The organism is Acidithiobacillus ferrivorans, assembly GCF_016250455.1.
In the GTDB taxonomy this organism is placed as follows: domain Bacteria; phylum Pseudomonadota; class Gammaproteobacteria; order Acidithiobacillales; family Acidithiobacillaceae; genus Acidithiobacillus; species Acidithiobacillus ferrivorans.
This window is the reverse complement of record NZ_CP059488.1, coordinates 734,506-754,234: the sequence shown is the minus strand read 5'-3', so window position 1 is coordinate 754,234 and position 19,729 is coordinate 734,506. Positions and strand designations below refer to the sequence as shown.

General features: G+C 55.7%; 24 protein-coding genes, 2 tRNA genes and 1 pseudogene. 4 read left to right on the top strand and 23 right to left on the bottom strand.

Annotated features, from left to right (window positions below; genetic code table 11):
• Positions 1-39: 39 nt before the first annotated feature.
• Positions 40-435 (bottom strand): 4a-hydroxytetrahydrobiopterin dehydratase, encoded by a 396-nt coding sequence (locus tag H2515_RS03840; protein WP_232821538.1) that lies wholly within the window; start codon positions 433-435, stop codon positions 40-42.
• A 15-nt stretch (positions 436-450) separates the two neighbouring features.
• Here H2515_RS03840 and H2515_RS03835 point away from each other — a divergent pair, with 15 nt between their 5' ends.
• Complete coding sequence (locus H2515_RS03835; RefSeq protein ID WP_035191420.1) at positions 451-1,158, top strand: epoxyqueuosine reductase QueH; 708 nt, start codon at positions 451-453, stop codon at positions 1,156-1,158.
• 187 nt (positions 1,159-1,345) lie between these two features.
• On the opposite strand, the gene ampD is transcribed toward H2515_RS03835, so the two are convergent.
• Positions 1,346-1,918: a 1,6-anhydro-N-acetylmuramyl-L-alanine amidase AmpD gene (gene ampD / locus H2515_RS03830; RefSeq protein ID WP_014029865.1), complete on the bottom strand. Its 573-nt coding sequence runs from the start codon at positions 1,916-1,918 to the stop codon at positions 1,346-1,348.
• The gene (locus H2515_RS03825; protein WP_035191417.1) at positions 1,915-2,250 is read right to left on the bottom strand and encodes a thioredoxin family protein; all 336 of its coding nucleotides are present in this window, start codon (positions 2,248-2,250) and stop codon (positions 1,915-1,917) included. The genes ampD and H2515_RS03825 overlap by 4 nt, the downstream gene beginning before the upstream one ends.
• A 64-nt stretch (positions 2,251-2,314) precedes the next feature.
• Between H2515_RS03825 and H2515_RS03820 the strand changes: the two genes are divergently transcribed.
• Positions 2,315-2,566 (top strand): hypothetical protein, encoded by a 252-nt coding sequence (locus H2515_RS03820; protein ID WP_065412532.1) that lies wholly within the window; start codon positions 2,315-2,317, stop codon positions 2,564-2,566.
• Here the strand turns inward: H2515_RS03820 and H2515_RS03815 are convergent.
• The 4 genes from H2515_RS03815 to H2515_RS03800 form a co-directional block, all read right to left on the bottom strand.
• Entirely contained in the window at positions 2,563-4,104 is a 1,542-nt protein-coding gene (locus tag H2515_RS03815; RefSeq protein WP_198660936.1) for a 2-isopropylmalate synthase, read from the bottom strand. The genes H2515_RS03820 and H2515_RS03815 overlap by 4 nt on opposite strands.
• A gap of 94 nt (positions 4,105-4,198) precedes the next feature.
• Positions 4,199-4,348: a hypothetical protein gene (locus H2515_RS03810; RefSeq protein WP_158306943.1), complete on the bottom strand. Its 150-nt coding sequence runs from the start codon at positions 4,346-4,348 to the stop codon at positions 4,199-4,201.
• Between the two features lie 51 nt (positions 4,349-4,399).
• Complete coding sequence (locus tag H2515_RS03805; protein WP_141672281.1) at positions 4,400-4,756, bottom strand: hypothetical protein; 357 nt, start codon at positions 4,754-4,756, stop codon at positions 4,400-4,402.
• Positions 4,757-4,883: 127 nt separating this feature from the next.
• Entirely contained in the window at positions 4,884-5,417 is a 534-nt protein-coding gene (locus H2515_RS03800; protein ID WP_014029869.1) for a carboxymuconolactone decarboxylase family protein, read from the bottom strand.
• 828 nt (positions 5,418-6,245) lie between these two features.
• Between H2515_RS03800 and H2515_RS03795 the strand changes: the two genes are divergently transcribed.
• A complete protein-coding gene (locus H2515_RS03795) occupies positions 6,246-6,749 on the top strand; it encodes a hypothetical protein (RefSeq protein WP_198660935.1) in 504 nt (167 codons plus the stop codon).
• 263 nt (positions 6,750-7,012) lie between these two features.
• Positions 7,013-7,171, top strand: coding sequence for a hypothetical protein (locus tag H2515_RS03790; protein ID WP_176712657.1), 159 nt, complete (start codon positions 7,013-7,015; stop codon positions 7,169-7,171).
• Between the two features lie 51 nt (positions 7,172-7,222).
• Here the strand turns inward: H2515_RS03790 and H2515_RS16010 are convergent, their stop codons facing one another.
• The 16 genes and pseudogenes from H2515_RS16010 to H2515_RS03715 form a co-directional block, all read right to left on the bottom strand.
• Positions 7,223-7,363, bottom strand: a complete 141-nt coding sequence (locus H2515_RS16010; RefSeq protein ID WP_232821647.1) for a hypothetical protein — start codon at positions 7,361-7,363, stop codon at positions 7,223-7,225.
• A gap of 55 nt (positions 7,364-7,418) precedes the next feature.
• Positions 7,419-7,538, bottom strand: a pseudogene (locus tag H2515_RS16005) (glycosyl hydrolase family 8); the annotation flags it as partial.
• Positions 7,539-7,675: 137 nt separating this feature from the next.
• Complete coding sequence (gene bcsS / locus H2515_RS03780) at positions 7,676-8,380, bottom strand: cellulose biosynthesis protein BcsS (protein ID WP_198660934.1); 705 nt, start codon at positions 8,378-8,380, stop codon at positions 7,676-7,678.
• 571 nt (positions 8,381-8,951) lie between these two features.
• Positions 8,952-9,028: transfer RNA gene (locus H2515_RS03775), tRNA-Pro, on the bottom strand.
• Positions 9,029-9,064: 36 nt separating this feature from the next.
• Entirely contained in the window at positions 9,065-9,517 is a 453-nt protein-coding gene (locus H2515_RS03770; protein ID WP_035191405.1) for a MerR family transcriptional regulator, read from the bottom strand.
• Positions 9,492-9,791 carry an integration host factor subunit alpha gene (locus H2515_RS03765; RefSeq protein WP_014029871.1) on the bottom strand — a complete coding sequence of 100 codons (300 nt, stop codon included), beginning with the start codon at positions 9,789-9,791 and terminating at the stop codon, positions 9,492-9,494. Before H2515_RS03765 ends, H2515_RS03770 begins: the two co-directional genes overlap by 26 nt.
• Positions 9,792-9,801: 10 nt before the next feature.
• Positions 9,802-12,201 carry a phenylalanine--tRNA ligase subunit beta gene (pheT, locus tag H2515_RS03760; protein ID WP_198660933.1) on the bottom strand — a complete coding sequence of 800 codons (2,400 nt, stop codon included), beginning with the start codon at positions 12,199-12,201 and terminating at the stop codon, positions 9,802-9,804.
• A 9-nt stretch (positions 12,202-12,210) separates the two neighbouring features.
• A complete protein-coding gene (gene pheS / locus H2515_RS03755) occupies positions 12,211-13,233 on the bottom strand; it encodes a phenylalanine--tRNA ligase subunit alpha (protein ID WP_198660932.1) in 1,023 nt (340 codons plus the stop codon).
• A 20-nt stretch (positions 13,234-13,253) separates the two neighbouring features.
• Positions 13,254-13,613: a 50S ribosomal protein L20 gene (gene rplT / locus H2515_RS03750; RefSeq protein ID WP_012537291.1), complete on the bottom strand. Its 360-nt coding sequence runs from the start codon at positions 13,611-13,613 to the stop codon at positions 13,254-13,256.
• Between the two features lie 18 nt (positions 13,614-13,631).
• Positions 13,632-13,829: a 50S ribosomal protein L35 gene (gene rpmI, locus H2515_RS03745; RefSeq protein WP_014029874.1), complete on the bottom strand. Its 198-nt coding sequence runs from the start codon at positions 13,827-13,829 to the stop codon at positions 13,632-13,634.
• A 9-nt stretch (positions 13,830-13,838) separates the two neighbouring features.
• Positions 13,839-14,339: a translation initiation factor IF-3 gene (gene infC / locus H2515_RS03740; RefSeq protein ID WP_035191398.1), complete on the bottom strand. Its 501-nt coding sequence runs from the start codon at positions 14,337-14,339 to the stop codon at positions 13,839-13,841.
• 34 nt (positions 14,340-14,373) lie between these two features.
• A complete protein-coding gene (gene thrS, locus H2515_RS03735; RefSeq protein ID WP_035191396.1) occupies positions 14,374-16,308 on the bottom strand; it encodes a threonine--tRNA ligase in 1,935 nt (644 codons plus the stop codon).
• Positions 16,309-16,360: 52 nt separating this feature from the next.
• Positions 16,361-16,435 (bottom strand) — tRNA-Val (locus H2515_RS03730).
• Between the two features lie 35 nt (positions 16,436-16,470).
• Positions 16,471-16,785 carry a DUF2818 family protein gene (locus tag H2515_RS03725; RefSeq protein ID WP_035191394.1) on the bottom strand — a complete coding sequence of 105 codons (315 nt, stop codon included), beginning with the start codon at positions 16,783-16,785 and terminating at the stop codon, positions 16,471-16,473.
• Complete coding sequence (gene nuoN, locus H2515_RS03720) at positions 16,785-18,230, bottom strand: NADH-quinone oxidoreductase subunit NuoN (protein WP_035191392.1); 1,446 nt, start codon at positions 18,228-18,230, stop codon at positions 16,785-16,787. The genes H2515_RS03725 and nuoN overlap by 1 nt, the downstream gene beginning before the upstream one ends.
• Before the next feature lie 12 nt (positions 18,231-18,242).
• Positions 18,243-19,727: an NADH-quinone oxidoreductase subunit M gene (locus H2515_RS03715; RefSeq protein WP_035191390.1), complete on the bottom strand. Its 1,485-nt coding sequence runs from the start codon at positions 19,725-19,727 to the stop codon at positions 18,243-18,245.
• Positions 19,728-19,729 lie beyond the last annotated feature (2 nt).

Genomic DNA, 19,729 nt, shown 5'->3' with positions numbered 1-19,729 from the left:
ATGAGGAGCAGAGCCTGAATATGCTGCTCCAAAACCGCATCAAGCCAAAAGCGCATTAATCTGCCGGGCACAGATAAAATCATTAGCCGTCAGTCCATCTATGGCATGGGTGCTATAGCGCACCACACAACATCCATAACCGACTTCCATATCAGGATGGTGGTCTTCCCGGTTGGCAATCCAGGCCACAGCATTTACAAAGGCCATGGTTTCGTAAAAATTTTTGAAATGGCAATCCCGGCGTAGCGTATTGCCATCAAGCTGCCAGCCGGATAAATCCTGTAATCCAACTTGAATGGCCTCCGCCGACAACCCTGCCATCCCGCCTTCACAGGGTTGGCAACCCCCGCTGCGCAAGTCACTCTCCATTTTTTCCTCCTTTTTGGCAAAATCGGTGCAAAGCGCTATCCTTGCGCCATCCAGCAAGTCATTCATCAGGGAACTGCCCCCATGTCCAAAAAACCCGCCGCCCCGCTACAGACGCCCGATGGCAGCCAGCATATCCTGCTGCATTCCTGCTGTGCGCCCTGTGCCGGACCTATCATGGATGATATCCGCGCGGCAAACATCAATTTTACCGTACTTTTCTACAATCCCAACATCCATCCCCAGGCCGAGTATGAGCTGCGTAAGGCAGAAAATATCCGCTACGCTGAGCAACTTGGGGTGCCCTTTATTGACCTCGACTACGATAAGGACAACTGGTTTGCCCGGGTGAACGGGCTGGAGTGGGAGCCGGAGCGTGGTGAACGCTGCACCGCCTGCTTCGATATGCGCTTTGAGCGCTCCGCCCTGTACGCTGTTGAACATGGCTTCAGCATTTTCTCCAGTACTCTCGGGATTTCCCGTTGGAAGGATATGCAGCAGATTAATGCTTGTGGACACCGGGCCGCCGCGCGCCATGCGGGCTTGGAATACTGGGACTATAATTGGCGCAAGGACGGCGGCAGCGCGCGGATGATCGACATTGCCAAACGTGAGCAGTTTTATCAGCAGGAATACTGCGGCTGTGTGTACTCCCTGCGCGACAACAATCAGTACCGGATCAGTCAGGGCCGCGGCAAAATCATCCGCGGGGTGAAGTTTTACGGCCGCGACGAACGGATTCAGGAGCCAGATGCAGAGGCCGCGGGGGCTGCTGGCATCAAAAGCTCATAGCAGTTTCCCAATAATTCCAGCGCCAAGTAATGCAAGAGCAAATTGCACTCGCACGCCTTGCCCCACGCCGACGAGGCACCATATGGCCTCCCACGCTGCAATAATGACCGAATGAGCATCTATCCGCATCCGGACAACGCGCTGCGCCAACCATTGCCCCGCTTGCCAGCCACGCCGCCAATTACGTTTAGGCGCTTGCCGCAGTCCCGCTATTTTTACTCACTGCTGCCAGATAGGACCAGGAAAAACCGGGACCTGGGTCCCATTTACGACCGGGGGCAATGTCCGAGTGTCCCACCATGCGTTCAGGATTCATGCCCGGGAATAGGCCCTGCAAGTCTGTCGCCAATGTCGCCAGACGCTGATACTGGATCGGCATGAATGTAGTACTTTCACTGCCCTCCAACTCGACGCCGACACTATAGTCGTTACAGGCTGGGCGGCCCTGCCACGCAGACGCCCCGGCATGCCAGGCACGCTGAAATACGCCGACATGCTGCCACAAAGTACCATCCCGTTCGATAAAAAAGTGTGCGGAGACATGCAAGTCGCGCAAAGCGCCATAGTACGGATAGCTACTGAAGTCCAACGTCCCCATGAAAAAACGCTGCACGTCACCGCTACCAAAGCCCTCAGGCGGGAGGCTGATGGCATGCACCACCAGCAGGTCCACCACCGTGCTCACCGGACGTTCGTCATGGTAAGGCGACGGCGCGCGCTGCGCCTGACGGTGCCAACCCGCACCGTCCCAGGCCGTCACGGCATCTCTTCCGCTGGCTGATCAGCCATCGCTGTCAGCCAGCGGTCTAATGCATGCACCCGCGCTTCCACCTGAATGGGGCGCTGATAATGGCCATCCCGGAAAAGAAAAAGTGCGGGCAGATGATAGACATTCAACTCCTGAGTGATCCCCATATCGATCCCTGCGTCGACCTCCCAGACTCGCAGGCCACTGCGGGTAGCCTCGTAATCCGTCAGCAACTTGCGCCAGATCCGACAGGAATGGCAGCCTGCGGAGGTAAAAAAAAGGATGATCAGTCCTTGGGAGGTCGCCATGCGCTGCCAAAAACCCAACTCCGATACCGTTTCCATGAACGTCTCCTCAAGTGCCAGTCGGCCAGGAATAATCCGCAGAAGCGCCATCACCGCAGTTCCTATGCATGGGCGGGCGAGCCTCTTTTCCGACAACGTACTGGATAATGACGGGTCCCTCGGTAAGCACCTGCCCGTTGTCGAGCAACAGGGCGGGCAGATTGCCGTCGGCACCAGTTTCTGTTTTTTTGCCGGCGAGGTCTACCTTTTCCTTCAGGAAGAAGAGGAGAATTGCGCAGTGGAAGTCACGCTCAGCGCCATTGGCAGGCAGGAAGAATATCCTCAGGGGATTGCGGGAAAGTGCGTGTCGCCCTAGATCTGCGGATGCCGCCGTTCTTGGGGTTGTTGCAGGCGGTTCAAGGCCGAGAGATAGGCCTTGGCGCTGGCAAGGACGATGTCCGTATCCGCTCCCAACCCATTCACGATGCGTCCGTTCTGCTGCAAACGCACCGTGACCTCCCCTTGGGCGTCGGTACCCGTCGTGATGGCATTGACCGAATACAGCAATAATTGCGCGCCGCTTGCCACCACCGCTTCGATGGCCTTGAAGGCGGCATCCACCGGCCCTCCACCCACGACACTGGCGGTCTTGGCCACGCCTTCCACCAAGACCTCCACCCGGGCTTCGGGATGGGTGCCCATCTCCGAGCAAACGCGCAGATAACCCAAGCGATAGCGTTCTGCCTGTTCCTCCTGCATATCCTCATTGACCAACGCCTGCAAATCTTCGTCGAAGATTTCGGCTTTGCGATCGGCCAAGTCCTTGAAGCGGGCAAAGACCACATTCAACGCCTCCCCCTCCAGATGAATACCGAGGGCACCCAGGCGCGCCCGCATGGCCGCCCGACCCGAGAGCTTACCCAGGGTCATACGGTTGGCGGCCCAACCCACATCCTCGGCACGCATGATCTCATAGGTTTCGCGATGTTTGAGGACGCCATCCTGATGAATACCTGACTCATGGGCAAAGGCATTGGCACCGACAATGGCTTTGTTGGGTTGCACCGGAAAACCGGTAATGGTGGACACCAATTTGCTGGTAGGTACGATCTGGCTGATGTCGATACGGGTATCACAGGCGAAGGCATCCGTCCGGGTCCGCACCGCCATGACAATTTCTTCCAGGGCTGCATTGCCCGCCCGCTCGCCCAAGCCATTAATGGTGCACTCCACCTGACGCGCGCCATGTTGCACCGCCGACAGCGAGTTTGCCACCGCCAAACCCAGGTCGTTGTGGCAATGGACGGAGAAGATCGCCTGGTCGGCATTGGGCACCCGCGCGCGCAGGTTGGCGATGAGTTGCCCGAAGCGGTCCGGGAGGTTGTAACCCACCGTATCCGGGATATTGATGGTACGCGCTCCGGCGTCGATCACCGCCTCGATGACCCGGCAGAGGAAATCCTCTTCGGAACGCCCGGCATCCTCCGGCGAGAACTCCACGTCATCGCAATACTGCCGGGCAAGCTTCACCGCCGCCACCGCCCGCTCCAGAACTTCGTCGGGGGACATGCGCAATTTGGCCTGCATGTGTACCGGACTGGTGGCAATGAAAGTGTGGATGCGCCCCGCCGCTGCCCCGGCGATGGCATCCCCGGCGCGGCGGATATCAGCGTCCCGGGCACGGGCCAGAGCACAGATACGGCTGTCCTTTACCGCCGCGGCGATGGCCTGCACCGCAGAAAAATCGCCGTTGCTGGCGGCGGGGAAGCCCGCCTCGATGACATCCACGTGCAAACGCTCCAGGGCCTTGGCGATACGCAATTTTTCATCGCGCGTCATGGCCGCGCCCGGCGACTGTTCGCCGTCGCGCAAGGTGGTGTCAAAAATGATTAAGTGTTCTTTGGATAAACTCATGGATCACCCTTTCCAGATCGCTTGTCGTGATTATATCGCGTTGGCCGGTTTTCACGAAGGATGCGCCGATCTGCCCCCATTCCGCAGAAGCGCGCTACAGCCAGCGATATGCTGTTTGCTCGCTGATCCCCAAGGCGTCGCCCACCCGACGACGGTTACCCTGATAGCAACGCAACAATTCAGCAAGGTTAGTCGAGTGCTGACCAGCCTTGCTGGTTTCAGGGCGTGCAAACGGTTCTGCCATTCGGGAGTGCTGAAGTGCCTTTGTCCTGCTTCCCAAGTATTGTGATAGAGTTTAAAGAATATAACCGAACTCACCTATCCATTCGCCTTTCCGGTAATCCAGACTGAGCCAGCGTGGTATAAAAGCATCTGTTCGTTTCAGTGGGAACGTTTGTAGATCCTGGACGGGCTGGTCAGAAATGGAGCATGTTTTAGCGCCTACAGCGCGGAACCAAATCTCAACGGACGCTTGGTGTGCATCCAGCAGCATGGAATCGGGGTGATGGGAAGACAGGAAATATGTCTTCTTGCGGATCAGGCAGCTGAATAATAACTCCAAATAGACGCAGAGTGGTTCATTACGAAGATCAAGCTCCCGCTTGGCCGCAGAGGTCATCCGCAATTGGATTTTATGGGTTGCGTTCAACATCCAGGGCTCTCACATAAAATCTAGCAATAACTTCGTCTCTGGCTTGTTTTAATTGCTCAGGGTGCGAAACAAGCTCATGAGACTTTTCCATTACACATAACTTGCTATTGATTAAACATGAAGACACCTAAAAGTCTCTCTCTATCTTGAAAGTATTCATAATAACATCAATCATTTGGTTTCTTGCTCCATGTATGACGGCATCCATAATATCTCCTTCTGACCATCCCATTGCAATTAGTCTATCCATATCTGTCTGCGATACTGCAGCTGGGGTTTGCACCGCTTTGAGTGTTAGGAGTAAAATAGCCTTTTCACGCTCTGGCAATGGAGTTGCTTCTGGGTTTTTCTTTGTTGCAGATACATCATCCGGAGATTGACCAAATTGATCGATTAAAAGCGCCTCATTAAACCCTACACAATAGTCACAGTGGTTGGCCTGAGACACCAGCATTCTTATAGTTGCGGTAAGCGCAGGACTAAGATGTGGGTGATTGCGATAATATTTGATACTTTCCCATTGCTGAGAGAGCGCCGCCTCACTCCACCCCTGAACCTGAAGCACAGCCGGCACCCGTCCAAAGGCCGCTTCAATTTCCTGGTAGATTTTAGCAGTTTTACCTGTAGCTTTTTCTGGTGTCAGTGGATGCAGGATGGGCATAGACGATCTCCTCAATAGAAAGCATACATACAGACTAGTCGGTATTGCGATAGAGTTCAAGTTTTAAGCTCTCGGAATTTCAATATTGATTTCGCCCTTGGTTTCAGATGTCATCAGCCAAGCTTCTGTCTGGAAAGCACATTCTATTTAATTTTCGGTGGTTGCCCACCCTGCAGCCATGATTGTAGAAAGAAGATGCCAGCAAACACCGGCTAACCATTTGATTTATTGGCCGGGAGTGAGGATTTTGACCCCCGACCACCAGAACCCTTCGGTTACTCAAAGTCCTATACCTGGATCTCGCCGCGCAGCAATTTCCGTAACGCATCGATGACCGGCGCATGCGTATGGAACCCGGCCCGCTCCTAGCACGGTGTAGACCTCCTGGAGCGGCTCGCACAACGTAGCGGACCACGCGAGTTCCTCGTACCCCATGAGTCCAGAACGGGCAACAACCCGGCCCCGGTCACCCTGGCGCAACCGAATCAAGGGAAGTTCAAGACCCGTTTCCGATACAGTGGGTGGCGCCATTATGCCGACCGGTGACATGTACCAGAAAAGGGGTTTGATCGTGTGGAATCCTGTGCTTGCAATGTGTGGATTAAGAGCCAAGCTCAGTAGGCTGATGTTTGTGCATATGGTTATTATTCGCTCATCTGGTGATGTGATTTATGGATAGTGGTCACCAAATAGTGGAAGCGAGGATGGTCGGGCTATAACGGCCCGCCAGTTTGATGGGTAGCCGTTAACAGTGACAGTTGGCGGAACACTCGGGGGGCGTTCCGGAGCCCACCCAAACCCCCAGGACACGAGAACGGGGGTGTTTTCATGAAAATACGGACGTGTTTCTTTCGCATCCTGGCGATTGCAATGGCGCTCGTCATCGCCGCGGCCCCCGCTCTGGCGATGACGGTCAAAGGAGACCGGGCTGCCTGGGGCGAGATGGTGGCGGCCTACAAGAAGCTGAATCAGCCAAATGCCCTGCGGACGAGGAAGCATGGAAATAGTCAGGATCGGCAGCCGGACCGCGGCCAGGATGGATATTCCGGGAATGTCGAGCAAGTGGCAATGCGGGCGCATGGCTGTCGCGCCATCCCTTCCGCCGGATCCTACGAACCTGCAGGGGACGGTAAATATCTCCCGCGGTCCCGACACACAGATCGCAGGAATGCCGGTCCACACGTACACCTCCACCGTCACTCACACCGTGGTGGGGCCTGCCCCGCAGCATCCGGTGAAGACGACGCTGTCCATCAACGCCCAGACCGGCTTTCCCATGCGAAGCGTGACAGGGGTCGGAGGAAAATTCACGATGACGACGGACTACTCTGACTATGGAGCCAAATTCGTCATCACACTACCAGCGGTCTGCGGCTGAGAAGGTCGACGTCTAGGCCACGTGGCATCAGCATGGAGCTGAGGTATCCTGATTTTACAGGACCTGCCGAAAGCATTCAGAAAACATTCGTTTTTAATGGAAGGCATCGAAAGGATATTGCCGGTCTGTATAGCCGGCCGCTGTGAGTTCGGTTAGATCAGCATGGCCTTTGTGGCCTGCTGCATTTCGTCTGGCTTGACATCACGGATATGGGCCTGTGAGTCCGGATGCTTCACAGATCAATCGTATTATCGCCTTGGTCGAGAAGGAACGGGCCAAAGGAGACATCATTGAGGGCGAGCGCAATATCCTGGATGCCGCCGGAGAGATCGCGGGGAGGCAGGCGCATGAGCAACACCGTGATCGTTACTATTGAGCAGACTCCTGGTTATCGCATGGGCGGGATCGCGGTGATCTTTGGTGGCCGTCAGAGCGGCGCAACCAATATGGGGTGAGCCAGACGCGAGATGATGCCCTGGCGCAACGCCTCCAGCAAGGTATAGGCTATCCACAAATCGGCATCGCTGGCGGAACGGCTGGAGAGCACCCCCCAAAAGGCCCTGAGCATTGCGCCCCCAAAGCCAAGCCGACAGATGCCGGGCGAGGTCACTCTGAGCCATATTGTTTTGGGTCCATTGCAAGATGCGCGCGAAGGTCTGCGCTTGGTTGGCGACGAGGGCAAAAAAGAGGGCGTATGCTTGGCCTTCGGAGACACCCCTCCCACCACGATTAGCGTCGACCATTCGCCCCTGACCGTCGATGAAGTATTGCTGATAGCTGCTCCACAGGCTCTCCCAGGGCGGAAACGCGACATCTACACAACCCGACAATACCCCGACAATACCGTGCCGTGCCCCAAGGATGGCCAGCAACAGCTGCGCTATAACGTTCTGGCAAAGGAGAAGCTCGCATAACCGGTGCTGGGTAAACCTCTGGTGTAGGTTACGCCCCCCTCCCCTACCACATTCCAGCCATCGCCCAGCGCAATGGAGGCAAAGGCACCCACCTGACGAATGCGATAATCGACCCCGCCCTGTAAAATCCCTTCAGGCCCGAAGCTCAACCAGTGCACCGGCTGATACCCCCCCTGAAAACGGCTCCAATACGCACGCTGACCAAAGGAATAGCTGGCTATGGTGCTGGCATATAAAGTCGAAGTAAAATCATAACGCACCTGGATTTGCGGCATGAAGGTTACGGTGCTGCCCAACGGCCCCCCCGCTGCGAAGTCGGGATGAGACGAGAAGTACTGATAGCCCAAAGCGCCAGATAAGGCCAACTGATAGGCGGCCCCCTGCCAAGCATAACCCACGCCACCCTGTATGCCAGGGGCCGTGACACCCACCGTCACTGGTGTTTTATTTTGCGTAGTGGCGTAATGATAAGTCAGATAGTTGGCAAAGACCGTCCCATACCAGCCAGACCCCAGGCGCGCCCCAGCAAAAGGCAAGATTGCTCCGAGATAACTATAGGAGTTTTGCGGAGCCAATTGCGTACCCCCCAGTAGCAATGGCTGAGCCATGGCTGGACCCGCCCCCGCGAGCAGGCCCATCAACGCAGCCGTGCAAAGTATAGCGCGCCGCATAGTCTTTCCTCCTTTTTGGTTCGAGATATTGTTCTACCGCCTGGACGAGCACTACCCCTGACTGCCATGCGCCCTTGCACTGTGGTCTGATGGGCTTCAGACATATATCCTTATGTCTCATTCTGTCGCATGAGGGGCCCCCTTAATCAGACGGCATTGCAACCATGTTTTCCTATACCTTATGTAAGCTACAACTGGTGAGTCGGCGCGGCATCGCGCTTGGCACCCGATTTGGTGGGGACCAATAAATCGGTGTCCCAAGCCTTTCGCACCATGCTAACGTCATCTGGATTTCCGACGGATTCTTCCACATTTCCGGGTTTGGATTTCATAACGGCCCGACTTAAGATATCCATTTCCACGATATCAGAGCCAAGGCACTTACTGACGCTAAACGGGCTGCTGGAAGGGACTACGCACAGTCCCAGGCTGGCCACCAGGTGGCGACATGACTGAGGCATATATACGCGCCAGAGAAACAGAACGAATCGCCCCTCTCGACAGGATTGTAGAAAGATTGGAGGATGTAGAAAAAAGGCGCCAGCAAATACCGGCTAACCATTTGATTTATTGGTCGGGGCGAGAGGATTTGAACCTCCGACCACCTGAACCCCATTCAGGTGCGCTACCAGGCTGCGCTACGCCCCGCGAGACCGGTAATATACTGTCGAAACCTGACTCTGGTCAATGCCCATGACGGCACAAATTCAGTAGTGCTGACAACTCTGCACGTAAATATTGCAGGCGACCATCACCCGCCACCCTAATCTGACCTGGAAAATCGGCCATTTCCAGTCCTAATCGCGCCTGATCTTCTAAATTTTCCTGGCGCGCCGCATGCGTTAAGCCCTGCATCCGCTCGCGGGCACCATGAATAGTATATCCCTCACCATAGAGCAGCAGACGAATCTGCCGGGCCAGCAGCAAATCATGACTTTGATAGTAGCGCCGATTACCCTTTCTTTTTAATGGACTAAGCTGTGGAAACTCCTGTTCCCAGTAGCGTAGCACATGCGCTTTCACCCCGCAGAGCAGGGCAGCTTCGCTAATCGAAAAATACCGTTTCTCGGGTATCTCAGGGAGTGGCGCGAGGTCTTTGCCCGCCTTTCCCTTAGCCGTTGTCTGGTTCGCTACCATTCACGTAGGCTTTGAGTTTTTGACTCGGATGGAAAGTCACCACGCGCCGTGCCGTAATGGTAATCTCCACACCCGTCTTGGGGTTACGCCCGGGACGAGGATTTTTATCGCGCAATGTAAAGTTGCCAAAGCCAGACAGCTTCACCTCTTCACCCTGCGCCAAATTCTCACGAATGCCATCAAACAAGGCTTCAACAATACCTTTGGCCTCCCGCTTATTAAGACCCATACTCTCGAACAGCATATCCACGATTTCTGCTTTAGTAACCGCCATATTATTCTCCCTATGCCCTGAGTCCGATGGAACCAAGTCGCTGCACGGCAACCAGCAACCGGTCCATTTCTGCTTGTACATCTGCGTCGGTCAACGTCCGCTCAGCATCTTGCAAGAGCAGCGCAAAGGCCAAACTGTATGTTCCCACCATCAGAGAAGCGCCCTGATAACGATCAAAAATCGTAATTTCCTTAACCATACCCGATGCGCTTAGCCGCATGACGTTCAACACGGTTCCCGCCAGAATATCATCCGGGATCACTAAAGCCATATCCCGCCGCAACGCCGGAAAAGGCGACAACGGCGTGAATCGGGAGACATTCACCAGACCATCCAAGCATTCTATATCCAAATAGAAGAAAAATGGCGATTTGTCCAGGTCACACTCTGCCGCCAGCGTCGGATGTAACGCACCGAGCATACCCACCCGCTGATCTGCCACCCAAATTTCTGCGGCCTGCCCCGGATGCAAAGCCGGATGATTTGCTAGCGGCCGGAAAGAAAATTCTGTCTGCGGCCACAGCGTAAGCAAAGCGCTCACATCCCCCTTCAAGTCGTAGAAATCGGCCGCACGCTGTGGCTGCGCCCAACTTTCCCGGTCGGCTGCGCCGACCATACAACCACCCAGGACCAGGCGCTGGCCATTCGCAGAAAACACCCGCCCCAGTTCAAAAATCCGCACCCGATCCTGCTGCCGCTTCACATTGAACTGGAGCGCTTGCATCAGGCCCGGCCAGAGACTGGCACGCATGACGGCCAAATCCGTAGACAGGGGATTGAGCAGGGCCGGCGCGTCGGCATCCGGGGTAAAAACATCCTGCGCCTGACGGGAAATAAAACTGTAGGTGATTACCTCGTGATAATCACGCGCTTGCAGGATGCCGCGTAAAGTAGTCGGCTGTGGCCCTCGCGCCATAGCTAAGGGCTGCAGGGTGCCCACTGGCCGATGGACGGGCAATCGCTCATAGCCGTATATTCGGCCCACCTCCTCGATCAGGTCTGCCTCGATGTGCAGATCAAAGCGATGGCTGGGGGAAATCGCCTGCCAACCATCGGGAATCTCGCTAACGCGCAGCCCCAGACGGGTCAGCGCTGTTTCGACCACGGTATCTTCATAATCCATGCCCAGAATGCGCGCCAGTCGCGCACGACGCAAAGTAATCGGAGCGTGCTCCGGTAACTGGCCGAGCACCGTATGGGACCGCGTTGCCCGTAAATCGGCTTTGCCCAGGATGGCCAGCCGTGTCAGGACGGCAGCGGCCACCCTGGGTGCCAGCGCAAAATCAACACCGCGCTCGAAGCGCATGGCGGCATCCGTCTGCAAACCCAGACGGCGTGCACGGCCTTGAATAACCTTGGGCTGAAAGAAAGCAGACTCCAGAACAATAGAGTGGGTCTGTGCTGATACGGCAGTACGCCGCCCGCCGATAACGCCCGCCAGAGCCACCGGACCGGCACGGTCAGCGATCACCAGCATATCGGATGCCAGCGGCAAATCCCGGCCATCCAGTGCGTCAAGAATCTCTCCGTCCTGCGCCCAGCGTATGCTGAGTCCTCCTTGCAAAGTTTCCGCATCAAAGGCGTGCAGCGGCTGTCCGGTTTCGAGCATGTGCAGATTCAATAGATCAACTACCGGATGGATACAGCGCTGTCCGGCACGTCGCAAGCGCTCATGCAGACGATCCGGCAAACGTTGCGGTACACCATCTATCCACAACGCGGTATAAGAAGGACAGGCACTCTGCGCCGCTGTCGCAATATGCACGGGAAAGTCATCTGGCGTTGACGACCCCTCCTCCGGGCCAGAGGTCACCCAGGAACATTTCGCCATCGGTTCCAGAGGATTGCGCAGGGTGCCCGCACCGAGTGCGCATAAGTCTCTCGCCACGCCTAGCACAGAAAGCGCATCACCGCGGTTTGGCGTTATTCCCAAGGTCAGCACCTGGTCGTCCAGACCCAGATAGTCGCGCAAGTCGGCCCCAATGGGTGCATCTGCGTCCAAAATCAGCAACCCGCTGCTGCCATCGTCCAGCCCCAGCTCAGCTGCAGCGCAGAGCATCCCTTCCGAGGCAATGCCACGCAGGGCCGCAATGACAATATCGCGATCGCCAGGCAAGCCTGCACCGGGCATCGCCAAGGGTACCCGCTGCCCCACTGCCAGATTATCCGCTCCACAGACAATGGTACGCAGTCGCCCATCGCCCACATCCACCTGCGCCACCCGTAGCTTGTCCGCCTCCGGATGGCAGACAACAGACTGAATGGCAGCCACGACCACGCCATGAAAAGCCGGTGCAGCGTCCTCGACGGCCTCCACCTCAATGCCGCCCATGGTCAGGCGCTGGGCAATTTCCTCCGTATCCCAGGAGGTGTCCAATAATTCACGAAGCCATTGAATACTGACGCGCATGATGGGTCCTCAGGAAAACTGTTTGAGGAAGCGCAGATCATTCTCGAAGAAGAGACGCAGATCATTCACTCCATAACGCAGCATGGTGAGACGTTCAACACCCATCCCAAAAGCAAAACCACCGAAGCGCTCGCCATCGATGCCAGCGCCAGCCAGCACCACAGGATGCACCATTCCGCAGCCTAGCACTTCCAGCCAACCAGTCTGCTTGCAGACCCGGCAGCCGGAGCCGCCACAGATGAGGCAACCGATATCAATTTCGGCGGAAGGCTCCGTGAAGGGAAAGTAGGATGGACGGAAGCGTACCGGGAGATCGGGCTTTGCGAAAAATTCCTGGAGGAAGTCTGCTAATAAACCGCGCAAGTCGGCGAAACTGGCATGTTCGTCAAGCAACAGACCCTCGACTTGATGAAACATCGGCGTGTGGGTGACATCGGAGTCGCGCCGATACACTCGACCCGTGGCGATCATACGTAGCGGGGGTTGGTGCATTTCAAGAAAGCGAATCTGAACCGTCGAGGTTTGCGTACGCAAGAGACGCGTCGAATCCAGATAAAAGGTATCATGCATCGCACGCGCAGGATGATCTTCCGGAATATTGAGCGCAGAAAAATTATGGTAATCGTCCTCTATTTCGGGACCATCGCTAGTTTCAAAACCTAGCCTGGAGAAATAATGTTCGATCCACTCCAGAGTCTGCCGAATAGGATGGGTAGAACCACCAGCCACACGCCGCCCCGGCAGGGTCACATCCAGCCGCTCCTGCTGCAGGCGTGCCTGAATAACCGCCCTTTCGAGTTGTTCTTTGCGCTCCTGCAAGAGCAATTGCACTTCGAGCTTGCGCTCGTTGAGCAACTGCCCGGCTTCCCGTCGCGCCTCTGGCGATAATTGCCCGAGTTGTTGCATGGCCTGGGTGAGAGCACCCTTCTTGCCGAGCCATTGGAGGCGAATCTGTTCCAGAGTATTCAAGTCGGCGGCTGCCGCGATCTCTCGGGCAGCCGTCGCAACGGGGGCCATGGATTGCAAAAACATCGCCACAGCCTCCGCCACCGTCAGGCTGCCAACTGGCCTTTGACCACCTCGACGAGACGGGAGAATGCCGCCTTGTCACGCACGGCGATATCTGCCAAGACCTTGCGATCCAACTGGATACCCGCGCGCAACAGGCCATTCATGAACCGGCTATAGGTCACACCCTCAGAGCGCGCCGCCGCGTTGATACGCACGATCCACAAACTACGGAAATCACGCTTCTTGGTCCGGCGATCGCGATACTCATAAGTCAGAGCCTTCATCACTGCCTGATGGGCAATGCGATAATTGCTCTTGCGCTGACCACGGAAGCCCTTGGCACGAGCCAGAACTTTCTTGTGGCGGGCGTGGGCGGTTACGCCACGTTTCACTCTAGACATGGTACTGTTCCTCTATCATCAACCGTAAGGAAGCATACGCCGCAATGCGGCCTGATCGCTACCTGAAGTAACCAAAGTATGGCGCAAATGGCGCTTCCGTTTGGTCGTCTTACTCGTCAGCATGTGATTCAAAAAAGCCTGACGATGCTTAAATTTACCGGAGCCGGTACGCTTAAAGCGCTTAGCCGCCCCACGATTGGTTTTCATTTTTGGCACGATGGTCTCCTATTTTTTCCGCGGCGCGACAATCATCACCATTTGTCGCCCTTCCATGCGTGGCCGTTGTTCAACCACACCCACTTCCGTTAAATCTTTTTCTACCCGATTGAGCACTTCCATACCCAATTCGGGATGAGACATTTCACGACCACGAAAGCGCAACGTAATTTTCGCGCGATCTCCATCTTCAATAAAACGCAGAATATTGCGCAGCTTGATCTGATAATCGGCATCATCGGTACGCGGGCGAAACTTTACTTCCTTCACCTGCGTCTGTTTCTGCCGACGTTTTGCGTCATGCTGGCGTTTGCTTTCCTGAAAACGAAACTTTCCGTAGTCCATAATCCGGCATACCGGAGGATCGGCTTGCGGGGCAATCTCGACAAGATCCAGTTCAACCTCTTCTGCAGCAGCGATGGCCTCCATGAAGGATAACACACCTAACTGTTCCCCCTCGACACCTATCAATCGGACCCGTGCTGCGGTAATTTCCCGATTGATATTCACTTCTTTCTCTGTCGCGATTGCCTTATCCTCCTCGCTAGCCTTGCCACTCCAGGGTATTCGACCGCTCCCGATCCATCTTCTGCAGAGCGATACCCACGGCGTCTATGGTCAGGGCACCGAGATCCTGGCCATCCCGATCCCGCACCGCCACCGTATCCGCTGCTTTTTCCCGTTCCCCAACCACCAGCAGATAGGGCACGCGGCGCAAAGTCTGGGCGCGTATCTTATAACCTATCTTCTCGTTTCTCAAGTCCGTTTCCACACGGATGCCGCGCTTCATCAAGGCATCGCTTACCGATATGGCATATGCAGCATAATGCTCGCTGATCGGCAACACCACGGCCTGCACCGGAGCGAGCCAAAGTGGAAATTTACCTTCGTAATGCTCAATCAGCACGCCGAAGAAACGCTCGATAGAGCCGAAGATAGCGCGATGTACCATGATCGGCACCTTGCGCGCACCGTCTTCCGCCACATATTCCATGGCAAAGCGCTCCGGCAGGTTGAAATCCAGTTGCACTGTACTACACTGCCACTTGCGGCCGATAGAATCTTGAATTTTCAGATCAATTTTCGGGCCATAAAATGCGCCACCACCTTCATCCACCTGATAGGCCAAGCCGGCACGCTCCAGGGCATTGCGCAATGCTTGGGTAGCCGCATCCCAAATCTCGTCACTGCCCACCGAATGCTCAGGGCGGGTGGACAAGTTTATTTCGTATTGGCTGAAACCGAAGGTACCGAGAATTTTCTGGACCAGCGCCAACACGCCGAGAATCTCCGCCTCTATCTGATCGGGTCGACAAAAAACATGGGCATCATCCTGGGTAAAGCCGCGCACGCGCATCAGGCCGTGTAAAGCACCAGACATTTCATGGCGGTAGACCGTACCCAACTCGGCCCAGCGAATGGGCAAATCGCGGTAGGAATGCAGCTTGTCTTTGTAAATCAGAATATGGAAAGGGCAATTCATGGGCTTGAGCTGGTAAGGCTGGCCCTCGTCCTGCATTGGATCGAACATGGACTCGGCGTAAAAGTCCTTGTGCCCGGAGGTGAACCACAACTGCTCGTGGGCAATATGCGGCGTGTAGAGCAGTTCGTAACCCGCCTCGACGTGCGCGCTGCGCCAGAAGTCTTCAATGACCCGGCGCACCCGCGCGCCACTGGGGTGCCAGAATACCAGCCCACCGCCCGCGTCTTCCTGAATAGAAAAAAGATCCAACTCGGTGCCGATGCGCCGATGATCGCGTTTCTCGACTTCCGCAAGCTGCTGTAGGTAAGCATCCAGATCTTTTTGCTGCGCCCAGGCGGTGCCATAAATGCGCTGCAACATGGGATTACGCGAATCACCGCGCCAGTAGGCACCCGCTACCCGCTGCAATTTGAATGCCCCCAAAGAACCCGTCGACGGCACATGAGGACCACGACACAAGTCCACAAAATCTCCCTGCCGGTACAGGCTCAGGGATTCACCTTCGGGAATAGCGCGGACAATCTCGACTTTGTAGTCTTCGCCCATCTTTTCAAACAGGGCAATGGCGTCTTCGCGGGATAGCAGCTCACGGTGCACCGGCAGATTTTCTTTGACCAGGGCGCGCATCCGCTCTTCAATGGCCTCGAGATCCTCTGGGGTAAAGCCGCGCGCGAAGGCGAAATCGTAGTAAAAACCGTTAGCAATGACCGGCCCGATAGTTACCTGAGCTTCCGGATAGAGGGACTGTACCGCCTGGGCCATCAGATGCGCGGCCGAGTGGCGGATCACTTCCAGGCCATCTGCGCTCTCACGCGTGACAATCGCCACTTCAGCATCCTGATCCAGCATCGTTGAGAGGTCTTTGAGTCTGCCATTGACCCGCATGGCCACTGCGGCCTTAGCCAGACCGCTGCCGATCGCCTGCGCCAGCGCCAGCCCGCTTAAAGGCTCCGGGAACTGACGATGACTACCGTCCGGCAACTGGATATCGGGCATGCTTCCTCCAAAGAAAAAGCACCAGTGAGCATTGCCCCTCTGGTGCGGGATTTGGTAGGCGCGGGCGGTTTCGAACCGCCGACCTCTACCGTGTCAAGGTAGCGCTCTCCCCCTGAGCTACGCGCCTGCAGCCCGCAAATGTACCGACTAGCGGGCCGCACGTCAAGATCTGCGCAATATCGGTCGTATATTAAAACGCCAGATAAAGCCCGGAATCGCAAAAACGGTGAACATGCACAAGGCCACCGTATAAAACTCCCAACCCTGATCGTGGATCCGACCATCCAGGTTATACTCTATACTTATACCGATGATGCCGACGATGACGTACATTACCAGCCACTCGAGCAGATACCATTGCAACGCTTTTTCATTGGCCATGGCACGGAAAAAGAACAGGCGATCACTCAACCACGGCAAATTAGCTGCGATAAACGCCAGTGCGATATAGGCTAGCGCCCAGTCTTGCATACTCATCAAATCACTCCCTGCATGGCATAGAAACAAAAGGCCATCAGCGGCCCCGGCAGGATGCCGAGCACCAACAGCGCCAGACTGTTGATGCTTAATGCGGTACTCGCCAGATCATCACGCACGATAACCCCTGCCTCGGCATCGGCGTGGTCAAAGTACATCACTTTGACCACGCGCAGATAATAAAATGCCCCGATCACCGCCAGCAGTACACCGATCACCGCGAGCCAGACATACCCGGCGGCAATGACGGCCTGAAACACTGCCAGCTTGGCATAAAAGCCCACCGTCGGTGGCACCCCCGCCATGGAAAACATGATGATCAGCATCAGGAAGGCATACCAGGGTTTGCGCTGGGCGAGACCCTTGAAATCATCAATGCGTTCCGCCTCAAAGCCTACCCGGCTGAGCAACAAGATCATGCCAAAACCCGCCAAGGACATCAGCACATAGACCACCGTATAGAAGAATGCACTGGCCAATCCGGTCTCGGTACCAGCGACAATGCCCAGGGACAGGAATCCGACATGACCGACGGTGGAATATGCCAGCATCCGCTTAATATTCTGCTGGGCAATAGCGATCACATTACCGACCACCAGAGATACCAGGGTCAGCGCGACAAAAATCTGCTGCCAGGATTCCAGCATTCCGTAGCCACCGTCTACCAGCAGACGGATGATCAAGGCAAAGGCACCAATTTTGGGTGCCGAGGCAAGGAAGGTGGTTACCACCGTGGGCGCCCCCTGGTAGACGTCAGGCAACCACATATGAAAGGGTGCCGCACCCAGTTTGAAGGCAATACCGGCGACAATAAATACAATGGCGAAGACCAGTACCAGGTTACTCGCGGTCACATTCACCAACGCGTCGGCAATATCCCGCACATCCAGGGTCCCGGTCAGCCCGTAGAGGAGGGACATACCGTAGAGCAGCAATCCAGAGGCCAAAGCGCCCAGGACAAAGTACTTCAGGCCGGCTTCCGTCGCCACCACACTATCACGATAAAAGGCGACCAAGGCATACTGACTGAGGGCCAGCAATTCCAGCCCGAGGTAAATGCTCAGCAGACTACCACCGGAGACCATCACCATAATGCCCAATAGCGCAAAAAGCAGCAGCACGAATACTTCGCCACGGTAAATACCACGGTCCACGAGGTAGCGCTTGGAGTAAAGCACCACCATCAGCACGGCAAGATAACTGAACAACTCGGCAACGTTGGTGAATGGATCGAGGACAAAGAGGCCGGCAAAGGCCGTACCGCTTTGCCCCATTTCAAAAATGGTCAGCACCGCAGCACCAATCAGGGTCAGCACCGTCAGTACTGCCGCCAGATCACGCAGACGATCGCCCCAGAACAAGTCCGCCAGCAAAACAATGCAGGCCATGGTCAATACCCAGATTTCCGGTATGGCGAAAGTCCAGTGCACAAGGAATGAATTCATAGGCAAAGTCCTTTACGCCGGGATCTTGGAAAGAGACACCTGAGTGACCAGATGCTGTACCGAGTTGTGCACAATATCGAGGAAAGGTGCCGGCCAGAGACCCAGCAGCAGAGTGAAGGCTGCCAAGGTGGCGAGTACGAACATTTCCCGCCCGTCCAGATCCTTCAACCCGGCCACTGCAGTCTGCGTAATGGCGCCGAAAATCACCCGCTTAAAGAGCCACAGGGTATAACTGGCACCAGTAATCAGGCCAGTAGCCGCCAGAATCGCCGCCCAGGGACTAACCTGATACGTGCCAAGCACCACCATGAATTCGCCGACAAATCCGGAAGTGCCCGGCAGACCGACGTTAGCCATGGCAAAGAGCATCATCAACGCGGCAAAAATCGGCATGACATTGGCCACACCACCGTAGGCGCTGATATTACGGGTGTGCATCCGGTCGTACAGCACACCAACGCAGAGGAACATGGCCGCACTGACAAAGCCATGCGACAGCATCTGAATAATACCCCCCTCAATGGCTACGCTATCAAATACAAAAAAGCCCAGCGTCACGATGCCCATATGGGCGATGGAAGAATAGGCAATCAGCTTCTTCATATCATCCTGAACGATGGCCACCAGCGCCACATAAATAATGGCGATCAGGGACAGGGCTATCATCAGCCAGGCCAGCTTATGACTGGCATCGGGCACAATAGGCAGACTCAAGCGTAGAAAACCATAAGCACCCATTTTAAGCATGACTGCGGCCAGGATGACTGAGCCCCCTGTCGGCGCCTCAACGTGTGCATCCGGCAACCAGGTATGCACTGGCCACATAGGGATTTTCACCGCAAAGGCGAAGAAAAAGGCCAGAAAAATGAGAACTTGTGCACTCATCCCCAAAGGGGTTTTCTGAAACACCAACAAACCGAAGCTGTCACCACTGTGAAAGTACAGATAGAGCAGCGCCACCAGCATCAGAACCGACCCCAGAAAGGTATACAGAAAGAATTTGATGGTGGCATATACCCGCTTTGGCCCACCCCAGACCCCAATAATCAGGAACATGGGGATGAGCATCGCCTCCCAAAATACGTAGAACAGGATGGCATCCAGCGCACAGAAGACGCCGATCATCATACCTTCCATGATCAGGAAGGCCGCCATGAATTGCGCTACCCGCTCCTTCACATTGCGCCAAGAACTGATAATCACGAGTACGGTTAAAAGACTGGTGAGCAGGATAAACCACAGGGAAATACCGTCGATACCCAGGTGGTAAAAAATATTCAGGGTGGGGATCCAGGCGACCCGCTCACTGAACTGCATCGCCGCCGTATGGGTATCAAACCCGGCAAAAAGCAGAACAGTCACAGCGAAGGCGGCGAGGGACACCAACAACGCCAGCCAGCGCGCCGCTGCCGCGCGGCGGTCGCCCACCGCGAGGACCAACAGGCCGCCGACAATCGGCACCCAGATGGCGTAACTGAGGAGGGATGAATGTGCCATAC

What these genes read in the sequence shown, in the direction of transcription:
- H2515_RS03725 (WP_035191394.1), bottom strand. Translation starts at nt 16,785, where the DNA reads ATGAGTATGCAAGACTGGGCGCTAGCCTATATCGCACTGGCGTTTATC.
- H2515_RS03795 (WP_198660935.1), top strand. Translation starts at nt 6,246, where the DNA reads ATGAAAATACGGACGTGTTTCTTTCGCATCCTGGCGATTGCAATGGCG.
- pheS (WP_198660932.1), bottom strand. Translation starts at nt 13,233, where the DNA reads ATGTTTTTGCAATCCATGGCCCCCGTTGCGACGGCTGCCCGAGAGATC.
- H2515_RS03835 (WP_035191420.1), top strand. Translation starts at nt 451, where the DNA reads ATGTCCAAAAAACCCGCCGCCCCGCTACAGACGCCCGATGGCAGCCAG.
- nuoN (WP_035191392.1), bottom strand. Translation starts at nt 18,230, where the DNA reads ATGAATTCATTCCTTGTGCACTGGACTTTCGCCATACCGGAAATCTGG.
- H2515_RS03715 (WP_035191390.1), bottom strand. Translation starts at nt 19,727, where the DNA reads ATGGCACATTCATCCCTCCTCAGTTACGCCATCTGGGTGCCGATTGTC.
- H2515_RS16010 (WP_232821647.1), bottom strand. Translation starts at nt 7,363, where the DNA reads ATGCTCAGGGCCTTTTGGGGGGTGCTCTCCAGCCGTTCCGCCAGCGAT.
- H2515_RS03840 (WP_232821538.1), bottom strand. Translation starts at nt 435, where the DNA reads ATGAATGACTTGCTGGATGGCGCAAGGATAGCGCTTTGCACCGATTTT.
- H2515_RS03825 (WP_035191417.1), bottom strand. Translation starts at nt 2,250, where the DNA reads ATGGAAACGGTATCGGAGTTGGGTTTTTGGCAGCGCATGGCGACCTCC.
- H2515_RS03810 (WP_158306943.1), bottom strand. Translation starts at nt 4,348, where the DNA reads ATGGCAGAACCGTTTGCACGCCCTGAAACCAGCAAGGCTGGTCAGCAC.
- H2515_RS03770 (WP_035191405.1), bottom strand. Translation starts at nt 9,517, where the DNA reads ATGGTAGCGAACCAGACAACGGCTAAGGGAAAGGCGGGCAAAGACCTC.
- bcsS (WP_198660934.1), bottom strand. Translation starts at nt 8,380, where the DNA reads ATGCGGCGCGCTATACTTTGCACGGCTGCGTTGATGGGCCTGCTCGCG.
- H2515_RS03815 (WP_198660936.1), bottom strand. Translation starts at nt 4,104, where the DNA reads ATGAGTTTATCCAAAGAACACTTAATCATTTTTGACACCACCTTGCGC.
- H2515_RS03820 (WP_065412532.1), top strand. Translation starts at nt 2,315, where the DNA reads ATGCATGGGCGGGCGAGCCTCTTTTCCGACAACGTACTGGATAATGAC.
- H2515_RS03765 (WP_014029871.1), bottom strand. Translation starts at nt 9,791, where the DNA reads ATGGCGGTTACTAAAGCAGAAATCGTGGATATGCTGTTCGAGAGTATG.
- pheT (WP_198660933.1), bottom strand. Translation starts at nt 12,201, where the DNA reads ATGCGCGTCAGTATTCAATGGCTTCGTGAATTATTGGACACCTCCTGG.
- H2515_RS03805 (WP_141672281.1), bottom strand. Translation starts at nt 4,756, where the DNA reads ATGTTGAACGCAACCCATAAAATCCAATTGCGGATGACCTCTGCGGCC.
- thrS (WP_035191396.1), bottom strand. Translation starts at nt 16,308, where the DNA reads ATGCCCGATATCCAGTTGCCGGACGGTAGTCATCGTCAGTTCCCGGAG.
- rplT (WP_012537291.1), bottom strand. Translation starts at nt 13,613, where the DNA reads ATGTCTAGAGTGAAACGTGGCGTAACCGCCCACGCCCGCCACAAGAAA.
- H2515_RS03800 (WP_014029869.1), bottom strand. Translation starts at nt 5,417, where the DNA reads ATGCCCATCCTGCATCCACTGACACCAGAAAAAGCTACAGGTAAAACT.